The sequence below is a fragment of the Pseudooceanicola endophyticus genome, from assembly GCF_018760365.1.
Lineage (GTDB): Bacteria > Pseudomonadota > Alphaproteobacteria > Rhodobacterales > Rhodobacteraceae > Pseudooceanicola > Pseudooceanicola endophyticus.
This window is the reverse complement of record NZ_JAHIAB010000009.1, coordinates 50,405-68,478: the sequence shown is the minus strand read 5'-3', so window position 1 is coordinate 68,478 and position 18,074 is coordinate 50,405. Positions and strand designations below refer to the sequence as shown.

The 18,074-nt window shown below is 67.2% G+C and carries 16 protein-coding genes; 9 read left to right on the top strand and 7 right to left on the bottom strand.

Annotated features, from left to right (window positions below):
* Positions 1 to 19 precede the first annotated feature (19 nt).
* The 5 genes from KM176_RS15635 to KM176_RS15615 all read right to left on the bottom strand — a co-directional run bounded on the left by KM176_RS15635 (position 20) and on the right by KM176_RS15615 (position 6,171).
* On the bottom strand, positions 20 to 784 hold the full coding sequence (locus KM176_RS15635) for a DeoR/GlpR family DNA-binding transcription regulator (protein ID WP_160894958.1): 765 nt from the start codon (positions 782 to 784) through the stop codon (positions 20 to 22).
* Positions 774 to 2,624, bottom strand: coding sequence for an ABC transporter ATP-binding protein (locus KM176_RS15630; RefSeq protein WP_160894959.1), 1,851 nt, complete (start codon positions 2,622 to 2,624; stop codon positions 774 to 776). The genes KM176_RS15635 and KM176_RS15630 overlap by 11 nt, the downstream gene beginning before the upstream one ends.
* Entirely contained in the window at positions 2,624 to 3,547 is a 924-nt protein-coding gene (locus tag KM176_RS15625) for an ABC transporter permease (RefSeq protein ID WP_160894960.1), read from the bottom strand. Before KM176_RS15625 ends, KM176_RS15630 begins: the two co-directional genes overlap by 1 nt.
* A 16-nt stretch (positions 3,548 to 3,563) precedes the next feature.
* Positions 3,564 to 4,550 (bottom strand): ABC transporter permease, encoded by a 987-nt coding sequence (locus KM176_RS15620; RefSeq protein ID WP_202397847.1) that lies wholly within the window; start codon positions 4,548 to 4,550, stop codon positions 3,564 to 3,566.
* Positions 4,551 to 4,635: 85 nt separating this feature from the next.
* Positions 4,636 to 6,171 carry an ABC transporter substrate-binding protein gene (locus KM176_RS15615; RefSeq protein WP_160894961.1) on the bottom strand — a complete coding sequence of 512 codons (1,536 nt, stop codon included), beginning with the start codon at positions 6,169 to 6,171 and terminating at the stop codon, positions 4,636 to 4,638.
* A 543-nt stretch (positions 6,172 to 6,714) separates the two neighbouring features.
* Here KM176_RS15615 and KM176_RS15610 point away from each other — a divergent pair.
* The 3 genes from KM176_RS15610 (at position 6,715) to eutC (ending at position 10,141) form a co-directional block, all read left to right on the top strand.
* Entirely contained in the window at positions 6,715 to 7,947 is a 1,233-nt protein-coding gene (locus tag KM176_RS15610) for a serine hydrolase domain-containing protein (RefSeq protein ID WP_160894962.1), read from the top strand.
* Positions 7,948 to 8,028: 81 nt separating this feature from the next.
* The gene (locus KM176_RS15605; protein ID WP_311136167.1) at positions 8,029 to 9,405 is read left to right on the top strand and encodes an ethanolamine ammonia-lyase subunit EutB; all 1,377 of its coding nucleotides are present in this window, start codon (positions 8,029 to 8,031) and stop codon (positions 9,403 to 9,405) included.
* Between the two features lies 1 nt (position 9,406).
* Positions 9,407 to 10,141 (top strand): ethanolamine ammonia-lyase subunit EutC, encoded by a 735-nt coding sequence (gene eutC / locus KM176_RS15600; protein ID WP_160894964.1) that lies wholly within the window; start codon positions 9,407 to 9,409, stop codon positions 10,139 to 10,141.
* A 9-nt stretch (positions 10,142 to 10,150) separates the two neighbouring features.
* Here eutC and KM176_RS15595 read toward each other — a convergent pair whose 3' ends face one another.
* The gene (locus KM176_RS15595) at positions 10,151 to 10,909 is read right to left on the bottom strand and encodes a DeoR/GlpR family DNA-binding transcription regulator (RefSeq protein ID WP_160894965.1); all 759 of its coding nucleotides are present in this window, start codon (positions 10,907 to 10,909) and stop codon (positions 10,151 to 10,153) included.
* Positions 10,910 to 11,184: 275 nt separating this feature from the next.
* Here KM176_RS15595 and hisN point away from each other — a divergent pair, with 275 nt between their 5' ends.
* The 6 genes from hisN (at position 11,185) to KM176_RS15565 (ending at position 17,080) form a co-directional block, all read left to right on the top strand.
* Positions 11,185 to 11,970, top strand: coding sequence for a histidinol-phosphatase (gene hisN, locus KM176_RS15590; RefSeq protein ID WP_160894966.1), 786 nt, complete (start codon positions 11,185 to 11,187; stop codon positions 11,968 to 11,970).
* Positions 11,971 to 12,034: 64 nt separating this feature from the next.
* Positions 12,035 to 13,402, top strand: coding sequence for an amidase (locus KM176_RS15585; protein WP_160894967.1), 1,368 nt, complete (start codon positions 12,035 to 12,037; stop codon positions 13,400 to 13,402).
* A gap of 13 nt (positions 13,403 to 13,415) precedes the next feature.
* A complete protein-coding gene (locus tag KM176_RS15580) occupies positions 13,416 to 14,393 on the top strand; it encodes a phosphotransferase (protein WP_160894968.1) in 978 nt (325 codons plus the stop codon).
* 8 nt (positions 14,394 to 14,401) lie between these two features.
* Entirely contained in the window at positions 14,402 to 15,307 is a 906-nt protein-coding gene (locus tag KM176_RS15575) for a choline/ethanolamine kinase family protein (protein ID WP_160894969.1), read from the top strand.
* 88 nt (positions 15,308 to 15,395) lie between these two features.
* Positions 15,396 to 15,875 carry a DUF2938 family protein gene (locus tag KM176_RS15570; RefSeq protein WP_160894970.1) on the top strand — a complete coding sequence of 160 codons (480 nt, stop codon included), beginning with the start codon at positions 15,396 to 15,398 and terminating at the stop codon, positions 15,873 to 15,875.
* 8 nt (positions 15,876 to 15,883) lie between these two features.
* Positions 15,884 to 17,080, top strand: a complete 1,197-nt coding sequence (locus KM176_RS15565; RefSeq protein WP_160894971.1) for a YbfB/YjiJ family MFS transporter — start codon at positions 15,884 to 15,886, stop codon at positions 17,078 to 17,080.
* 31 nt (positions 17,081 to 17,111) lie between these two features.
* Here the strand turns inward: KM176_RS15565 and KM176_RS15560 are convergent, their stop codons facing one another.
* A complete protein-coding gene (locus KM176_RS15560) occupies positions 17,112 to 18,005 on the bottom strand; it encodes a carbohydrate ABC transporter permease (RefSeq protein ID WP_160894972.1) in 894 nt (297 codons plus the stop codon).
* Between the last annotated feature and the right edge of the window lie 69 nt (positions 18,006 to 18,074).

The following is an 18,074-nucleotide window of genomic DNA, read 5'->3' as shown; positions in this document are numbered from 1 at the left end:
GAAATCTGTCCTGAAGTGATTAAGCGGTAATGATGTCCGCCAGACCCGCCACCCTGAGCGGATCCAGCCGCGCCGCATCGGCGCTCTTGTCGGTGACGAGGGTGTCGATCTCGCGGCAGGTGCAGACCTCGACCCGGCTGACGCCGCCCAGTTTCGATCCGTCCGCCAGCGCCACCACCTTCTTCGAAGAGGTGATCATGGCGCGGGCGAAATCGGCCTCGGACATGTGGAAATCCGTGGCGCCGCGGTCCGCCGAGACCGCGACCGGCGAGAAGATCGCGAGGTCCGCGCTGTGCCGGCGCATCTGGGTGGTGGCCATCTCTCCGAAGGTGCCGGGGATCTCGGGGACCACGCGGCCCCCGATCAGCACCATGTCGGCATCGGGCCGGATCGCGAGGATCGCATGGGCGGCATCGACCGAGTTGGTGATCACCGCCACGTCGGGAATGCCCGCCATGGCGGTGGCGAAGGCCAGCGTCGAGGTGCCGGCATCCAGCGCCACCATCATCCCCGGCTGCACAAGGCGCGCGGCGGCAATGCCGATGCGCTTCTTGGCGGCGGCATTGACGCGCTTGCGGTCCTCGAACATCGGTTCGTTCTGCACCGCCGCGCGTTCCGCCCCGCCATGGACGCGGCGCAGGCGCCCCTCGCCCTCCAGCTGGACGATGTCGCGGCGGATGGTTTCGCGCGACACCTGCATGTCCACCACCAGCTCGTCCACGCTGACGCGCTCGGCGACCGAGAGCTTGGCGAGGATCAGGTGGTGGCGGTCCTTAGCCCACATGGGCCGCGTCCTTGACCGAGGCCGGTTCAAGGGCCGCCAGCGGGAAGTGGCAGGCGACGCGGCTGCGTTCGGAGGCGCGCATCAGCTCCGGATCGGAGCTCATGCAGGCCTCCTGGGCCACCGGGCAGCGATCCGCGAAGGCGCAGCCCTTGGGCAGCCGGATCGGCGAGGGAGGTTCGCCATCGACCAGGCATTCGTTCGGATCGTAGGGGCTGTCCTCGATGGTCGGGGCCGCCGACAGCAGCGCGCGGGTATAGGGGTGCAGCGGGCGCGAGAAGACATTGTGGTTCGAGCCGATCTCGACAATCCGGCCAAGGTACATCACCGCAACGCGGCTGGCGACGCGGCGCACCAGTGCCAGATCGTGGCTGATGAAGATGCAGGTGATGGACCGTTCGCGCTGCAGCTTGCGGAACAGTTCGATCAGCGGGGTCTGCTCCATCGGGTCCAGCGCCGAGAAGGTCTCGTCCAGCAGCAGCACGGTGGGTTCCAGCACGATGGCGCGGGCCACGTTGATGCGCTGGCGCTGACCGGCCGAGAGACCCGAGGGCAGCTTGTCATACAGCGCCGGATCCAGGCCGACCTCTGCCATGGTCTCTTCGACCCTGGCGCGGCGCGCCTTGCCCTTGAGCGGCGAATGCAGCCGCAGCGATTCCGAGATCGTGCGCCCGATGGTCCAGTGCGCCGGGATGGACCCGTAGGGATCCTGAAGCACCAGCTGAAGCTGGGCGCGCAGGTCGAACCGTTCCCTGGCGGTGAAGCTGCCGACGTTCTTGCCGTGGAACTGGACGGAGCCGTCATCGGGTTCCTCCAGCCAGGTCAGCAGGCGCATCAGGGTGGACTTGCCACAGCCGGATTCGCCCACGATGGCCAGGCTTTCACCGGGATAGACATCGAAATCGGCACCGCGCACGGCCTGCACGAAGACGGATCCGAACAGCTTGTCCTTGCGCGGCACCTTGTAGGTGCGCCGCAGCGCGGTGATCGACAGCGCCGGGGGCATGTCGCGGATGTCTTCCGCCGAGAGGCTTTCCGGGGCGGTGGTGCCCCAGATCCGCGGCGATTGCGCGATCAGCTTCTCGGAGGCCTCGGTGCGGGGCGCGGCAAGCAGTTGCGGAGTCGGGCCTTCCTCGACGATCTCGCCCTGGTCCATAACGACGATGCGGTCGGCAAAGTCCTTGATGGTGGGCACGGAGGAGGTGATGAAGAGGAAGGCCGTGCCAAGGCGTTCCCGCAGATCCTGGAACAGGCGGATGATCTGGGCGGCGACGGTCACGTCCAGCGGCTGGGTGACGTTGTCGGCGATCACCAGCTTGGTCTCGCCGATCATGGCGTCCACGATGGCGGCGCGCTGGATCATGCCGCCGGAATATTTCGACGGCAGTTCGGCCATGCGGTGACGCGCCTCGGGGATGCGCACCAGAGAGAACAGCTCGTGCACCCGCTCCATCGCCTCTTTGGCCGAAACCTCGGGGCGCACGGCGCGGTACTTGTCGGCGATCTGGCGGCCCACGGGCAGGGTCGGGTCGAAGACCCGGGTGGGGTCGGCGCCGACATAGCCGATGCCGGTGCCACGGATGCGGCGCAGGGCATCGGGGTTGGCGCCCAGAACGTCTTGGCCTTCCAGCGTGATGCGGCCCGAGGTGACGCCCAGCGGGGCGTCGACCCAGCCCATCAGCGCCCGGCCCAGCACGCTTTTCCCGGCGCCGCTGCGCCCCAGGATCGCCAGCGTCTCGCTTTCGGCGACGGACAGGGACAGGTTCTTCAGGATCGGCCGCGGGGTCGCGGGGCCGACATTCGCGATGCTGAGGTCGGTGACTTTCAGAAGCTCTTTGGTCATCATTTCGCTCCTTCGAAGACGGCGTTGCGGGCGCGTTCAAGTGCGGTGCCCATCATGTTGAGCGAGAGCAGCAGCAGCATCAGGAAGACACCGGGCAGGACGGCGATCCACCATGCGTTCATCAGGTACTTGCGGCCGTCGGCGATGATCACGCCCAGGGTCGGGGTGGGCGGCTGCAGGCCGATGCCCAGGAAGTCCAGAACGCATTCGAAGATCATCATGCGGGCCAGATCGAAGACGGCGGCGAAGGCCATGGGGGGCAGGGCGATCGGGGCGACCATCAGCAGGATGATGCGGATGTTGGAGGCGCCCAGAACCCGGGCCGCGCGGACATATTCCTGGCTGCGCTCGGCCAGCGCGCCGGAGCGCGTCAGGCGGGCATAGTTCGGCCAGGTCGCCAGCACCAGAACCGAGATCACCAGCGCCGGGGTGGCGCGCGCCAGGCCCAGGATGGTGATCGCCAGGATGATCGGCGGGATCGACATCTGGATGTCGACGATGCGCATCAGGATCTGGTCGATCTTGCCGCCGACGAAACCGGCGTAAAGACCCACGGCCGAGCCGATGATGAAGGACAGCGCCGTCGCGGTCAGGCCGATCAGGAAGGTGATCTGAAGCCCCACCAGCGTGCGCGAAAGCATGTCGCGGCCCAGCTGGTCGGTGCCCAGCGGAAACTGGGACTTGGCGCCCTCGGCGCCCATCGGCGGGCTGAACTTGTCGACGAAATTCATCTTGGTCGGATCGACCTGGAACACGAAGACCGAGACGACGGCCATGATCAGCAGCAGGGCAAACAGCACGGCGCCCATCAGGAACCACGGAGAAGAACGGGTGGCCAGCCAGATCCGCCTGCCCATCGCCAGTTCCCTGGTCGAGGGCTGGGCGGGCTTGGCGGCGGCGGGGTTGGTGGTAACGGAGCTCATGGAAACACGCCTTCCCTTAGTAGTCCAGCCGGGGGTCGAAGAGGCCGCTGACATAGTCGACGGCGATGTTGACCAGCACGAAGAAGGTGCTGATGACGATGGCGATGGCCTGCACCAGCGGGAAGTCCCGCTGCATCACGGCCTCCACGGTCAGCTTGCCGAGGCCGGGGAAGTCGAAGACGTATTCGATCACCAACAGGGAGCCGATCAGGCTGGTCAGCATGACGCCGAGGGTGTTGATGAAGGGCACCGCCGCGCCGCGCAGCACGTGGCGGGTGAAGACAGCCTTGCTGCCCAGGCCGCGCACCGGGGCCACCCGGATGAAGTCGCGCCGGGTCATGCTCGAGATCGCCGAGGACCAGGTGCGAATGAAGATCGGCGCCATTTCGATGGCCAGCACGATGGCGGGCAGGATCAGGTATTTCGGGCCGCTGTAGCCCACCGCCGGCAGCCATTGCAGCTTGATCGAGACCAGCAGGACCAGCAGGCCGGCGATCCAGAAGCTGGGCATGGAGACCAGGATGGAAGAGCCCATGATGGTGACTGAATCCGGCCATTTCCCGGCCCTCAGCCCCGCCCAGATCCCGATCGGAGCCGAGATCACCAGCGCCAGGCCCAGGCCCGCGGCGGCCAGGGCCAGGCTCAGCGGCAGGCGGCCCAGGATCAGGCTGATGACGGAGGCGCGGTTGGAGGCACCGGCGCTGTCGCCATGGCCGCCACCGACCGACTGGCCATTTTCCGACCGGATGTAGGAATGGCCGAAGTCGCCATGGGTGACGATGCCACCGATATACTTGCCGAACTGGACGATGAAGGGATCGTCCAGGCCCATCTGCTTGGACAGGGCATCGACGCTGGCCTGGTCGGAAAGGCCGCCCGCCAGCATCCGGGCGGGGTCGCCCGGGCCGATGCGCAGCAGCGTGAAGACGATCAGCGCGGCAAGGAAGACGATGAGCGCGCCCTGCGACAGGCGTCTCGTGAGGAAGGAGAGGGTGGCGATCATGTCTGGTCCTCGGGGTCGTTGATCGTGGTCACGCGGACTGGGTCGCGGGAAGCGGGCCCCGCGCAGGGACCCGCTCCGGAAGGCCTCAGGCCATGGTGGCGCCGGTGAAGTCCATGTCGCCGGCGGCGGTCATGGTGACATCGGTCAGCTTGGCAGCGGTGGCGATCATCATGGCAGAGTTGAACAGCACCTGGTTCGGCAGCTTCTCGGCCACCATCGGCAGCACCTCGTCCGAGATGATCTTGGCGCGGGTGTTCATGTCGGTCTCTGCCACCTGCTTGAGCAGCACCTTGTCCAGCTCGGGCTCGTTCACGCCGGTCACCAGGCCCACCTTGGAGTAGTACTGCAGCATCAGCTGGATGTTGGGCTCGGGAGAGTTCGGCGCCCAGCCGCCGTCGATCATGTTGCCGGCGTTGACGTTGTAATAGGCGTCGTTCCAGGCGGCGACCTCCATCACCGTCAGCGTCACCGGGAAGCCCTCGGCCTGCAGCATGGCGGTGATCGCCTCGCAGATTTCCTTGGACTTCGGGTAGAAGCCGGTCGAGGTGATGTATTCCAGCGGCGGCAGGCCCTTGCCGCCCGGATAACCGGCCTCGGCCAGCAGCTTCTGGCACAGCTCGGGGTCGTACTTGCCGTAATCGGGCTGCGGGGTGGAGCCCAGCTTCATCGGCGGCAGCACGCTGTCGGCGCCGTAGCCGGCCTCGCCGATCAGCGAGAGCAGCCCCTCGCGGTCGATGGCGGCGGCGGCGGCGCGGCGCACGCGGTAGTCGTTGAACGGCGGCTTGTTGCAGCGGAAGTGCAGGTAGCGGTTCTCGACCGAGTTCACCTTCTGCGTGGCGACATCCTTGTTCTTCTTCAGGCTGTCGTACTGCTCGGGCTCAAGGCGTTCGATGACCTCGGCCTCGCCCGACATCAGCGCCAGCATTCGGGCGTTGCCATCGGGGACGTAGCGGTTCTGGATTTTCTGGATGTTGCCGGTGGCGCCGCCCCAGTAATCCGCGAAGGCCTCGAAGTTGTGGCCGTCGGTGGTGGTGCCGACATAGCGGAACGGGCCGGTGCCGATCATGCTGCCCGCCAGCTTTTCGGGGGTGGCGACATCGGCAGCGCGCAGGATCGGCGAATAGACCTGCAGGAACAGGAAGGAGTGGGCGGGGAAGGTCTCGGTGGTGACGGTGAAGCTGTGGTCATCCTTGACCTCGACCTTGACGGGGCCGGGGTAGAAGGCGCGCGCCGCGCCCTCGCGCGAGTAGTATTCGAGGGTCGCCTTGACGTCGGCGGCCGTCAGCTCGGAGCCGTCATGGAACTTGATGCCCTTCTTCAGCACGAAATCGACGGTGTGGCCGTCGGTCATCTCGTAGCTTTCGACCAGGCGCAGCTCGGGCTTGAGCAGGTCGTCGCCGGTCATCGGGTAGCGCAGCAGCGTGTCGAAGACGATGAATTCGATCCGGGTGTTGGCCAGCGTCGTGTTCATCGACGGGTCCCAGTTGCCGGTGGTGTTTTCGGGGCTCAGCCAGCGGATGGTGCCGGTCTCGCCTGCCTTGACTGCCAGCGGCGCGCCCAGAGCGGCGGTCAGCGGGATGGCAGCGGTGACCATCAGGAAGCTTCTGCGGTTCAGTTTCATGTGGATTTCCCTGTTGTTTTGTCGTTCAGCGGATCGTCCGGGCCATCGCCCTTCCCGCGGGATCGGTCCGGAGCCAGCACAGGCCATGCGACCGGGCCTGTCCGGCGCGCCGGTCCGCGCCGGGCGCGGCCGGGGGACGGAAGAAGGCGGATGCGGTCATGGTCATCGTCCTGTGGTTGTTGTGCGACCTCCTGCACAAAACCACACATGTGCACAATTCGGTCAAGCGTTCGGATGCAGATCCCGGCAAAAAGGCCCGTGATCAGCCGAATTTTGAGCTGTGTTTGGGCGCAAATTTTTGCACAATGACGAGTAAGCGCACAAATACACATAAAAGCAGATCAAATAATAGCCGTTTGAAAAACCTTGCATGCCCGTCCTGAGAGAATCCTCCACAAATCGCCTCAGGTCGCCAACAAACCTCACATGCCGCCCCCGGGGTGGCAGATGGTGGACCGCCAGCCCCGCGGGGCGGACCGGCGGCCGGAAAAGATCGGGGCCAGAAGGATGGACCCTGCAACCCAAGCACCAACAGGAGGCGGAATGCGCCCTAATACCAACAGGAAGACCCTTGTGCTGGCAGCCGCCGGGCTGGCCATGATGGCCGGTGCGGCCCAGGCTGGCAGCTGCGATGTCGATTTCAGTGCCGGTGTGGATTCGGCGATCGACAGCGCGATTCGCGACGACCGCATCGTCGGCGCCGTCGTGATGATCATGAAGGACGGCAAGCTGGTCTACAGCCGCGCCGCCGGTCTGGCTGACCGCGAGGCCAATATCCCGATGGCCGAGGACGCGATCTTCCGTCTTTCCTCTGTCAGCAAGTCCTTCGTCACCACCGCCGCCCTGGCGCTGGTCAAGCAGGGCAAGCTGTCGCTGGAGGATCCGGTCACGAAATACCTGCCCGATTTCAAGCCGGCGCTGGCCGATGGCAGCACGCCGCCGATCCTGATTTCCCAGCTGCTCAGCCATACCGCGGGCCTGGGCTACGGGCTGATGGAACAGCCCGACGGCCCCTATCACAAGGCCGGCGTCTCGGACGGGCTGGACGAGGTCGATATCGGCATGGACGAGGAGATGAAGCGCATCTCGGCCGCCGGCCTTGCCTATCCTCCGGGCAAGGGCTGGGCTTATTCGGTGGCCGTCGACGTGATGGGCGCGGTGATCGAGAAGATCACCGGCGAACCGCTGCCGCAGGCCGTGGATCAGCTGGTCTCCAAGCCGCTGGGTCTGACGGATACCGGCTTCTCTACCCAGTCCGACCGCCTGACTGCCGCCTATTACAACACGCCCGATGGGGCGAAACGGATGGTGGATCCGCAGCTTGTGACCTCGGTCCCCGGGGCCGCGATCCGCTTTTCGCCCTCCCGTGCCCGCAAGGACACGCCCTTCCCCTCGGGTGGTGCGGGCATGGTTTCAAGCGCGGGCGATGTGCTTAAACTGCTCGAAACCCTTCAGGAGGGCGGCGGCGACATCCTGACCCCGGCGCTGACCACGCAGATGATGCAGAACCAGATCGGCGATCTGCCGGTCTCGACCAACGGGCCGGGCTATGGCTTTGGGTTCGGCGGCAAGGTGCTGCTGGATCCGGTGGCCGCCAAGACGCCGCAGCCAAAGGGCACCTATTCCTGGGGCGGGGTCTACGGGCACACCTGGTTCATCGACCCGGTCTGCCACATCACCGCGGTCGAGATGACCAACACCGGCCTGGAAGGGCTGGGTGGCAAGTTCCCCGCCGACGTGGCCGATGCCATCTACGGCGCAACGGTTGCCAACTGAACGCACATGGAGGGCCCGCAGCGCGCGGGCCTTCTCCCCTCTCCGGCCCGTCCGGACCCAGCAGAAGGCACGATCCCTCCCGTGAGCTATTCGCATGTCGCCGGTGGCGAGACGCACCGCTTCCAGTCCCTGGCCCAGGTCATGGCCGCCGCCACCCCGCTGCGCTCGGGAGACGAGCTGGCGGGCCTTGCCGCCTCCAGCGAAGCCAACCGCGTGGCCGCGCGCTACGTGCTGGCCGACCTGCCGCTGACCACCTTCCTGACCGAGGCGCTGATCCCCTACGAGGCTGACGAGGTGACGCGGCTGATCCTTGATACCCACGATGTCGCGGCCTTTGCGCCGTTCCGGTCGATGACGGTGGGCGATCTGCGCAACTGGCTGCTTTCCGAGGCCGCCGACGGTCCGGCGCTGGCCCGCGCCGCACCCGCCCTGACGCCCGAGATGGTCGCCGCCGTCAGCAAGCTGATGCGCAACCAGGACCTGATCGAGGTCGCCTCCCGGATCGAGGTGGTGACGCGCTTTCGCAACACCGTGGGCCTGAAGGGGCACCTTTCGACCCGGTTGCAGCCCAACCACCCCTCGGACGATCTGCGCGGCATCGCGGCGGCGATCCTCGACGGGTTGCTGCAGGGCACGGGCGATGCGGTGATCGGCATCAACCCGGCCTCGGACAGTATCGCCAACTGCACGGATCTGCTGAAGGCGCTGGACGGGTTCCGCCAGGAATTCGACGTGCCGACGCAAAGCTGCGTGCTGACCCATGTGACGAACTCCATCCAGATCATCGAGGCCGGCGGGCCGGTGGATCTGGTCTTCCAGTCGATTGCCGGGACGCAGGCGGCGAACGATGGTTTCGGCGTCTCGCTCTCGGTTCTGAAAGAGGCGCACGAGGCCGCGCTGTCGCTGAACCGTGGCACGCTGGGCCAGAACGTCATGTATTTCGAGACCGGGCAGGGCGCGCCGCTCTCGGCGGAGGCGCATCATGGCGTCGATCAGCAGACACTTGAGGTGCGCGCCTATGCGGTGGCCCGCGCTTTCGATCCGCTGCTGCTGAATACCGTCGTGGGCTTCATCGGGCCGGAATACCTGTACAACGGCAAACAGGTGATCCGCGCCGGGCTTGAGGACCACTTCTGCGCCAAGCTGCTGGGCCTGCCGATGGGGGTGGATGTCTGCTACACCAACCACGTTGATGCCGATCAGGACGACATGGACACGCTGATGTGCCTGCTGGGCGCCTCGGGGGTGAATTTCGTGATCTGCGTGCCGGGATCGGATGACGTGATGCTGTCCTACCAGTCGCTCGCCTTCGAGGATGCGCGCTGGATGCAGCGCCGCTTCGGTACCCGCCCGGCGCCGGAATTCGACGCCTGGCTGCAGAAGGTCGGCCTGTCGGATGGCACCGGCGCGCTGTCGGACATGAACCATTTCGTCAAGCGTCTGGGAAAGGTGGCCTGAGATGAGCGAGCTTGAAGAGGCCTTCCGCGCGCTGAAACGCCTGACCCCCTCGCGGCTGCGGCTGGAGCCCGGCGCCGGGGCCGCGCCGCTCTCGGCGGTGCTGGATTTCCAGGCCAGCCATGCCAGCGCCCGCGATGCGATCACCATGCCGGTGGACTGGGCTGGCGTCACTCGCGCCATCGCCCCGGCCGAGGCGATCGCCGTGCACAGCCGCGCCGACTCGCGCGAGGTCTACATCCGCCGCCCCGACCTGGGCCGCCGCCTGCGAGAGGCCGATCTGGCGCGGCTGCCGAAGGGGCCGTTCGATCTGGCTATCGTGGTGGCCGACGGGTTGTCGGCCCATGCGGTCAACGACAATGGCGGCGCGCTGGTGGCCGCGCTTCTGGCGGCCTTTGCGGATCTGAACGTGGCGCCGGTGGTGCTGGTCGAACAGGGCCGCGTCGGCATCGGGGATGAGGTCGGCGCGGCGCTTGGTGCCGATCTGGTGCTGGTGCTGGTGGGCGAGCGCCCGGGCCTGTCGGTCACCAACAGCCTGGGCGCCTATCTGACCCGGTCGCCGAAGGTGGGCACCCCCGACAGCGCCCGCAACTGCGTGTCCAACATCCACGGAAAGGGCGGCCTGTCGCTTGCCGATGCCACCCACAAGATCAACTGGCTGGTGCGCTATGCCCGCAAGCTGGGGGTCACCGGCGTCGGCCTCAAGGACCTGTCCGACACGGTGCCGCTGCTGGACTAGGCCGTGCGCTCAGCCGACTGCGGGGGCGTAATGGGTCGTCCCCCGCGGCAGCTCGTAGGGCTCGGCCTGGGCGTCGGTGACCAGCAGGTCGACCTCGTCCAGGCGACAGATCGAGACCCGGCTTTCCGTGTTCAGCTTCGCCGAATGGCACAGCACCATGCAGGCGTGGGAATTGCGGATCATCTTGCGCGCCACCTCGGCCTCGTGCAGCTCGTAATCCGTGACGCCGCGGTTGCGATCCACCGCCACCGGAGAGATCACGGCGAAATCGGCCCGGAAGCGGTCGATCTCGGCCAGGGTCATCTCTCCGTAGGTGGCGGGCACGTCGGCATGGGGCGCGCCGCCCAGCAGCAGCGTGTCGCAATCCTCTCCGGTGACCATGATCCGCGCGATTTCCAGCGAATTGGTGATCACCCGGATGCGACCGCGCGCCGCCAGCGCATGGGCAAAGGCCGAGGTCGTGGTGCCGGCGTCGATGAAGCAGGTGCTGCCGGTGGGGATCAGCGCGCAGGCGGTCTGGCCGATGGCCTCCTTCTGGGAGGCGAACTGTTCCTGCCGCATCGCGAAGGCGGGTTCGGGCTCGGGCGCGAGGGAGGGCACTGCGCCGCCATGGACCCGGCGCAGCAGGCCGGATTTTTCCATGTCCATCAGGTCGCGGCGCACCGTCTCGCGCGAGACGCTGAATTCGCTGGCCAGATCGTTGGCCGCCACCTTGCCGTCCTTGCCCAGCCGGGCGAGGATCTGCGCCTGTCGTTCATGCGTCCACATGGGGCCTCCCGCTTGTGCCGCCCCATCCTGTGCCCCGCAGCCCGGCAAAAGTCCACAGCAGGTGTGGGTATGTATGACTCTGTGCCTAATTCAGCGCCGAAAGCTGATGGGAATTGCGGCATTCGGAGCGTGAATGTGTGTTTGTTTGTCAAATTGGGAGGTTATTGCCCGAAATCCCCGGAAAATGCCTTGCTGGGTGTGTGTTTGTGGGGAATGTTGGCGTCAGCAGGAGGTGATCCTCCCCGGAATGCCTCAGAATCGCATGGAAACACAGTATGACCTCGTTCCCTGAACTCGTCTTCGCGGCGGATGTCGCTGACAATGCCCGCAAGATCGCCCACCGCTACTTCCGCAGCGCGCTGGAAGTGGACGACAAGGAAGACCATTCCCCGGTCACCGTCGCCGACCGCGAGATCGAGGCCTATCTGCGGTCCCGCATTGCCGAGACCTTCCCCGAGCACGGCATCTTCGGCGAGGAACAGGACCCGGTGAACATGTCCGCCCGCGAGGTCTGGGTGGTCGATCCGATCGACGGCACGAAAAGCTTTGTCACCGGGCACCCGCTGTTTGGCAACCTGATGGCGCTGCTGCGCGACGGAGAGCCGGTGCTGGGCCAGATCGACATGCCCGCCTTCAATGAGCGCTGGCAGGGCATGCGCGGCGCGCCCACGACCTTCAACGGTACTCCCTGCACTGCCAGCGGCTGCACCGAGCTGTCGAAGGCGCGCGCCTATACCACCGACCCCGAGCTTTACACCGGTGCGGACCGCGCCGCCTACGAGGCGCTGCACAGGTCGGTGCACCTGCTGCGCTTCGGCGGGGATTGCTACAACTATGGCCTGCTGGCCTCGGGGCATTGCGACATCGTGCTGGAAATCGGCCAGCAGCCCTACGACTATCTGCCGGTGGTGCAGGTGGTGGAGGGCGCCGGTGGCGTGATCACCGACTGGTCGGGCCGCCCGCTGGGCCTTGACAGCAAGGGCGACGTGCTGGCCTCGGCCACGCCCGAGCTGCATGAACAGATGCTGAAGGCCCTCGCGCCCTGCCTCGCCGGCGCCTGAGCGCCCGTCCCCCCGAACACCGGCGCGTGTGCGCACGCCCGACAGCCAAGAAAAGGTCGCCCCCATGTGGACGCTTACCGCAACCGAACTTCTCAACGGATACCGGGATGGCTCGCTCTCTCCGGTCGAGGTGATGCAGGCGCTTCTGGCGCGCATCGAGGTCGTGAACCCGAAGATCAACGCGCTTTACGAGGTCGATGCCGAGGGCGCGATGGAACAGGCGCGGGCCTCGGCGGATCGCTGGGTCGCGGGGGCGCCCCAGGGGCCGCTTGATGGCGTGCCGGTGGTCATCAAGGACAGCATCGCCGTCAGGGGTATGACCATGCTGCGCGGCCTGAAGGCGCGGCGCGACGTCGCCCCCGACACCGAGGACAGCCCGCCGGTCGCCCGCCTGCGCGAAGCCGGCGCGATCCTCTTCGCGAAATCCACCATGCCCGACATGGGCTTCCTCGGGGCGGGCGTCAGCTCGGCCTGCGGGGTCACGCGCAACCCCTGGGATCTGTCGCTGAACACCGGGGGCTCCTCGGCCGGGTCGGCGGCCGCCGTCGCGGCGGGCCTGGTGCCGGTGGCCGTGGGCAGCGATGTCGGCGGCTCGGTCCGTCTTCCCGCCAGCCACTGCGGCCTGGTGGCGCTGAAGCCCTCTGCCGGCGCGATCCCGCATCTGCCCTACAGCCGCGACCGGTCCGCCGGGCCGATCACCCGCACCGTCGAGGACGCGATCCTGATGATGTCGGTGCTGGGTCAGCCCGATGAGCGCGCCTTCGAACCCGGCGCCACCATCCCCGAGGTGCTGGCGCCGATGGACCTGACCGGCAAGCGCATCGGCCTGATGCTCTCGGTCGGGGACGGCCCCGAGGTTGATGCCGACGTCGCCGACCTGATCCGTCAGGCCGCAGAGGTCTTCCGTGGCCTTGGTGCCGAGATCATCGAGATCGAGAACCCCGTGGGCTTCCCCTTCCTGCGGGCGCTGTCCGGCTACTTCTCGGTCAAGGCTGCCTATGAACGTGCCGGCCTGCCCGAGGACCGGCGCGGCGACATGCTGGAGATCCTGACCACCTGCGCCGATCGCGGCGCGGCGATGACCGCTCTGGAATTCGCCAAGGCGCTCGGCACGGTCGAGAAGGCCCAGCTGATGCTGAAACGCGCGGTGGGCGGCTTCGACATGGTGCTTTCCCCGACCATGCCGATGGCCAATTACGCGGCCGAGGCCGTGGCCGCCGACCCCGAACATCCCCATGATCACGTCGGCTTCACCGCCCCCTTCAACCAGTCGGGCCAGCCGGCGGCGACCGTGCTGTGCGGCTTCTCGGGGACCTCTCCGGTGGGGCTTCAGCTGATCGGCTCTCTGGGGCAGGATATCGACATCCTGCGCGCCTGCCTGGCCTACGAGGCCGCGCGCGGCAAGCTGCGCGATTTTCCCGCCGAGATCTGAGATGAGCGAGGACATGACGAGACAGACCCAGGACATGCCCGTCACCACGAAGGCGCGCCACCAGACCGCGCTGGAGCGCCTTGGCACCGCCACCGAGGCCGAGGGACGGGGTGATGCCCTGCCCGCCATCGCCATGCCCATGCACATGGGACTTGATGGCCTGCTGACCGGCATCGAAGGGGATGCCGGGGCGCAGATCGTCAAGACCTATCATGACGGATCGCTCTACCCCTTCGGCTTTGCCGAGGCGTCGCGCGCCACCCGTCATGCCGGCGCCGCAGGCCTTGGGCCTGCGGTCGTCGCGGTGCAGGAAGAGACCCGCAGCCTGATCACCATGCAGTTCGGAGCGCCCTGGCGCATGGCCTCGGCGAAGGATTTCCTGGACCCGGCCATGCTGGCCGCCCTGGTCGATGCCAAGAAGGATTGGCACGAGGCGGGCTTTGCCGCCCCCGAGCTGAGCCCGGCGGAAGAGTTCGAGGCCCTGCTGGCGCGCTGGCGGTCCCGCGACGCGGCCCCGCTTCCGGTCACCATCCGCATGGACGACACCGGCATCGCACAGTGGATTACCCGCATCCTTGAGGCGCTGTCGCGCGTCACCGAGGCCCCGGTGCCGCTGCATGGCGAAAACACGCTGTCGAACGTGCTGACCGATGATCAGGGCAATATCCGGCTGCTCGATTTCGACCGCTGCGTGATGGGGGACGCGTTCCGCGACCTGGGCGCCCTGGCGCATGAGGTCTGCGTCGATGACGACGACCGCGCCCGCCTGATCGCCGCCTATGCCGGCGCGCCCGCCACCGCGTCGCAGATGGCGCGGCTCAAGCTCTGGGGGCTTTACGACGATGCGCTCTGGGCCTTCTGGGCGCTGATCGGGGAAACCGAGGCCGACCGCCGCGGCCCCGAGCTTTACAAATATGCCGCCAACCGGCTGGTCCGCTTCCGCCTGCACCTGTCGGTCTTCGACATGGCGCGGCTCCTGCGCGAGGTTTGATCATGGACATGACCGACATTACCGCGGCCATCGCCCGCGTCCCGCTGTTCGGGGGCCGCGACATGAAGGCCTTCCGCATCAACGGCGGGATCACCAACATCAACTGGCGCGTCGTCGATCAGGCCACCCGCGAGACCTTCTTCGTCAAGCTGCACGGCCCCGGCACCGAGCAGTTCATCGACCGCGAGACCGCGCTGAGCGCGGCAAAGATCGCCGCCGCCAAGGGGGTGGGGCCGCAGGTCTTCTTCCATGACGGCGATGCCGGCATCGAGGTGCACGAGTTCCTCCAGGGCTTCACCAGCTGCGGCGTCGATGATGCCCAGGATGCCACGGTGCGCGCCAATATCATGGCGGCCTACAAGGATGTCCACGACAGCCTGAAGCTGGATCTGGTGAACACCGGCCTCCAGCAGTTCGAGGATTTCACCGCCAAGGTGGTGGGCCGGTCCGCGCAGGTGCCCGCCGACATCGATCAGCTGATCTGGCAGTGCCGCCGTGCGAAGGCCGCGATCGAAGCCTCGGGCGTGTCGCTGGCCGGGTGCTACAACGACGCTTACATTTCCAATTACATGCGCAATGATGCGGGCGAGATCCGCATCATCGACTGGGAATATGCCGCCGCCAACGATCCCTACTGGGACGTTGCGATGTTCAGCTTCGAGATCTTCTTCGACGATCTGCGCGGCGTCGCCTCGATGCTGGAGATGTACGAGGGCCAGGTGCGCGAGGACGTTCTGGCGCGCACTTACCTCTATATCGGCGTCGCCATGGTCCGCTGGGGCCTCTGGGCGATCTACCAGTCGGAGAACTCTCCGATCGGGTTCGATTTCGCGAAATATTCCCGTATGTTGCTGCTGCGGGCCCGGCGTCAGATCGGCTCTGCGGACTGGGACTGGGCGCTTTCGAAGGTCTGATCCGCAAGGACATGGCGACGGACATGGCCCCGACCGGATGCCGGTCGGGGCCGCTTGCATGACGGTCCCCGGGACAAAGGACAGGACATTGAACGGATTTGTGACGGAAACCCTCGTTCTCGGGGTGGGCGCGACGGTGGTCTCGGATCTCTGGCAGGCGCTGGTGATCAAGCTGACCGAGGACAAGGTCCCGAACTGGCGCAGCGTCGGTCGCTGGGTGCTGGGCGTGCCGAAGGGCCGCCTGATGGACCCCGACTTCGCCAGCCGCCCGGCACTGCCCGGCGAGAACGCCGTGGGCTGGGTGTTCCACTACGTCATCGGCGTGGGCTACGGGCTGGTCTACCTGCTGGCGCTGATGGCCTTCGGGGCGGCGCCGGGCCTCGCCAATGCGCTGCTCTTCGGGGCGCTGACGCTGGCGGCGCCGATGTTCTTCCTGAAACCCGCCATGGGCGGTGGCCTGTTCGGGTGGCGCGCGGCGCAGCCCTGGCGCGGCACCCTCAAGACCGTCTCGGCGCATCTGTCCTTCGGGGTGGGCCTGTGGCTGTCGGCCTTCCTGGTCGCGGGCTGAGACCCGGGATGGAGATGCAAAGACGCGAAACCGGCGGGCTGGCCATTGTCGTGGCCGCGGCCGCCTGCCTTGCCATCGCGATGGGGATCGGGCGGTTCTCCTACACGTCGATCCTGCCGCTGATGATCTCGGAAAAGGCGCTGGACCTGGGGTTCGGCGGCACGCTCGCCTCGGTCAACTATGCCGGTTACCTGGTGGGGGCGCTTGGCTGCATGTGGATCCCCAACCACCATTCCAGCGCCCGCCTGGTGCGGTGGGGGCTGGTGCTGACGGTGCTGGCGACCGCCGCCATGGTGATCGCCGACTGGCGGTTGTGGCTGGGGCTGCGCTTTGTCTCGGGGGTGGTCAGCGCGGTGGCGCTGGTCCATGCCGCGCGCTGGTGCATGGGGGCGCTGTCCCGGCGGGGGCAGGGTGCCTTCGGCAGTGCGATGTTCATGGGCGTGGGCCTGGGGATCGCGGTCTCGGGTCTGGTGGCCACCGGCATGATCGCCGCGCACTGGAACTGGCGCGCCGCCTGGAGCGGCTTTGCCGTGGTGGGCCTGGCGCTGACGGCGCTGGTCTGGCGCATCGTCGACCCGAAGGCCGAGGTCACCGCCGCGCCGCGCCCGAAGGGCAGCGTGCCGTCCGCCGCGGCCCCCGTTGCCGGGCTGCAGCTGCCGGTCTTCATCCTGGCCTACGGCATCGCGGGCTTTGGCTACATCATCACCGCGACCTACCTGCCGGTGATCGCGCGCGCGGCGCTGCCGCCCTCGGTCTGGCTGGATCTGTTCTGGCCGATCTACGGGGTGGCGGCGGCGGCGGGATCGCTGCTGGTGACGCGGATCGCGGGCCTTGGCAGCCCGCGCGCGCTGCTGGTGGGCTGCCACCTGATGCAGGGCGCGGGGGTGGCGCTGGCGACGGTCTGGCCCAGCCTGCCGGGCTTCGTGCTGGGCAGCGTGCTGGCGGGCCTGCCCTTCACCGCGATCAACTTCCTGGCGATGGACGATGCCCACCGGCTGCAGCCGCACCGCCCGGCCCAGTTCATCGGGCTGCTGACGGCGGCCTTCGCCATCGGCCAGATCCTCGGCCCGCCGTTGGTCCAGCTGGTGATGCATCACACGACCGACATGAACACGGGCTTCGACATCTCGCTGCGGATCGCGGCGGGCACGCTGTGGATCGGGGCGGGGCTCTACCTGTTCCTGATGCGTCGCTACCCGGGCTGAGCGCCCGGGCAACGCTTCGGGGTCGCGCCGCTTAGCGGCGCGGCGCCCGCAGGTAGGTGACGTAGATCCAGGGCAGGATCGCCAGCACCGAGATCAGCAGGATCACCGTGGCTGCCGCCGAGGCCAGGCCGATGTTTGCGCGCTGGAACAGGAAATCCATGATGAATTTCGCGGGCATGTCGGTGGCATAGCCCGGGCCGCCGCCGGTCAGCGCCACCACCAGGTCGTAGGCCTTCACCACCGCGACGCCCAGCAGCACCGTGGCTGTCACCACGATGGGCTTCAGGATCGGCAGGATGATCGCCACATAGGCGCGCCAGGTCGGGATTCCGTCCACCTCGATCGCCTTCCAGAGGTCGCCATCGACGCCGCGCAGCCCCGCCAGCATCAGGGCCATGACCAGCCCCGTGGCCTGCCAGACGGCGGCGAGGATCAGCGCGTAGATCGCCATGTGCATGTCGACGACCCAGTCCATCCTGAAGCTGGTCCAGCCGAGGTCATGCATGGTCTTCTGGATGCCCATGGTCGGATCCAGCATCCATTTCCAGACCACGCCGGTGACGATGAAGGACAGCGCGTAGGGATAGAGGTAGATGGTGCGGATCGCGCCCTCGAAGCGGATCTTGCGGTCCAGCGCCACCGCCAGCAGGAAGCCCAGCACCAGCGCCACGACGATGAAGACCACGCCGAACAGCACAAGGTTTTCCAGCGACTGCATCCAGCGCGGGGTGGTGAACAGGCGCCGGTATTGCGACAGGCCCGCGAACTGCGCCGTCGGCAGTAGCCTGGAGGTGGTCAGGGACATGGCGACCGTCCAGATGGCGGTGCCGATGTAAATCGCCACGACGATCACCCAGGCCGGCCCCAGCGAGAGGCCCGCGGCGAGCGAGGGACGCGAGCGGTTGCGGCTGCGCGCAGAAGACATGGAATTTCCTCGACTGGAAGGATCAGGGCCGCCTGTGCCCGCCCCGGGGAGGAGCGGTCGGGCCGGGAC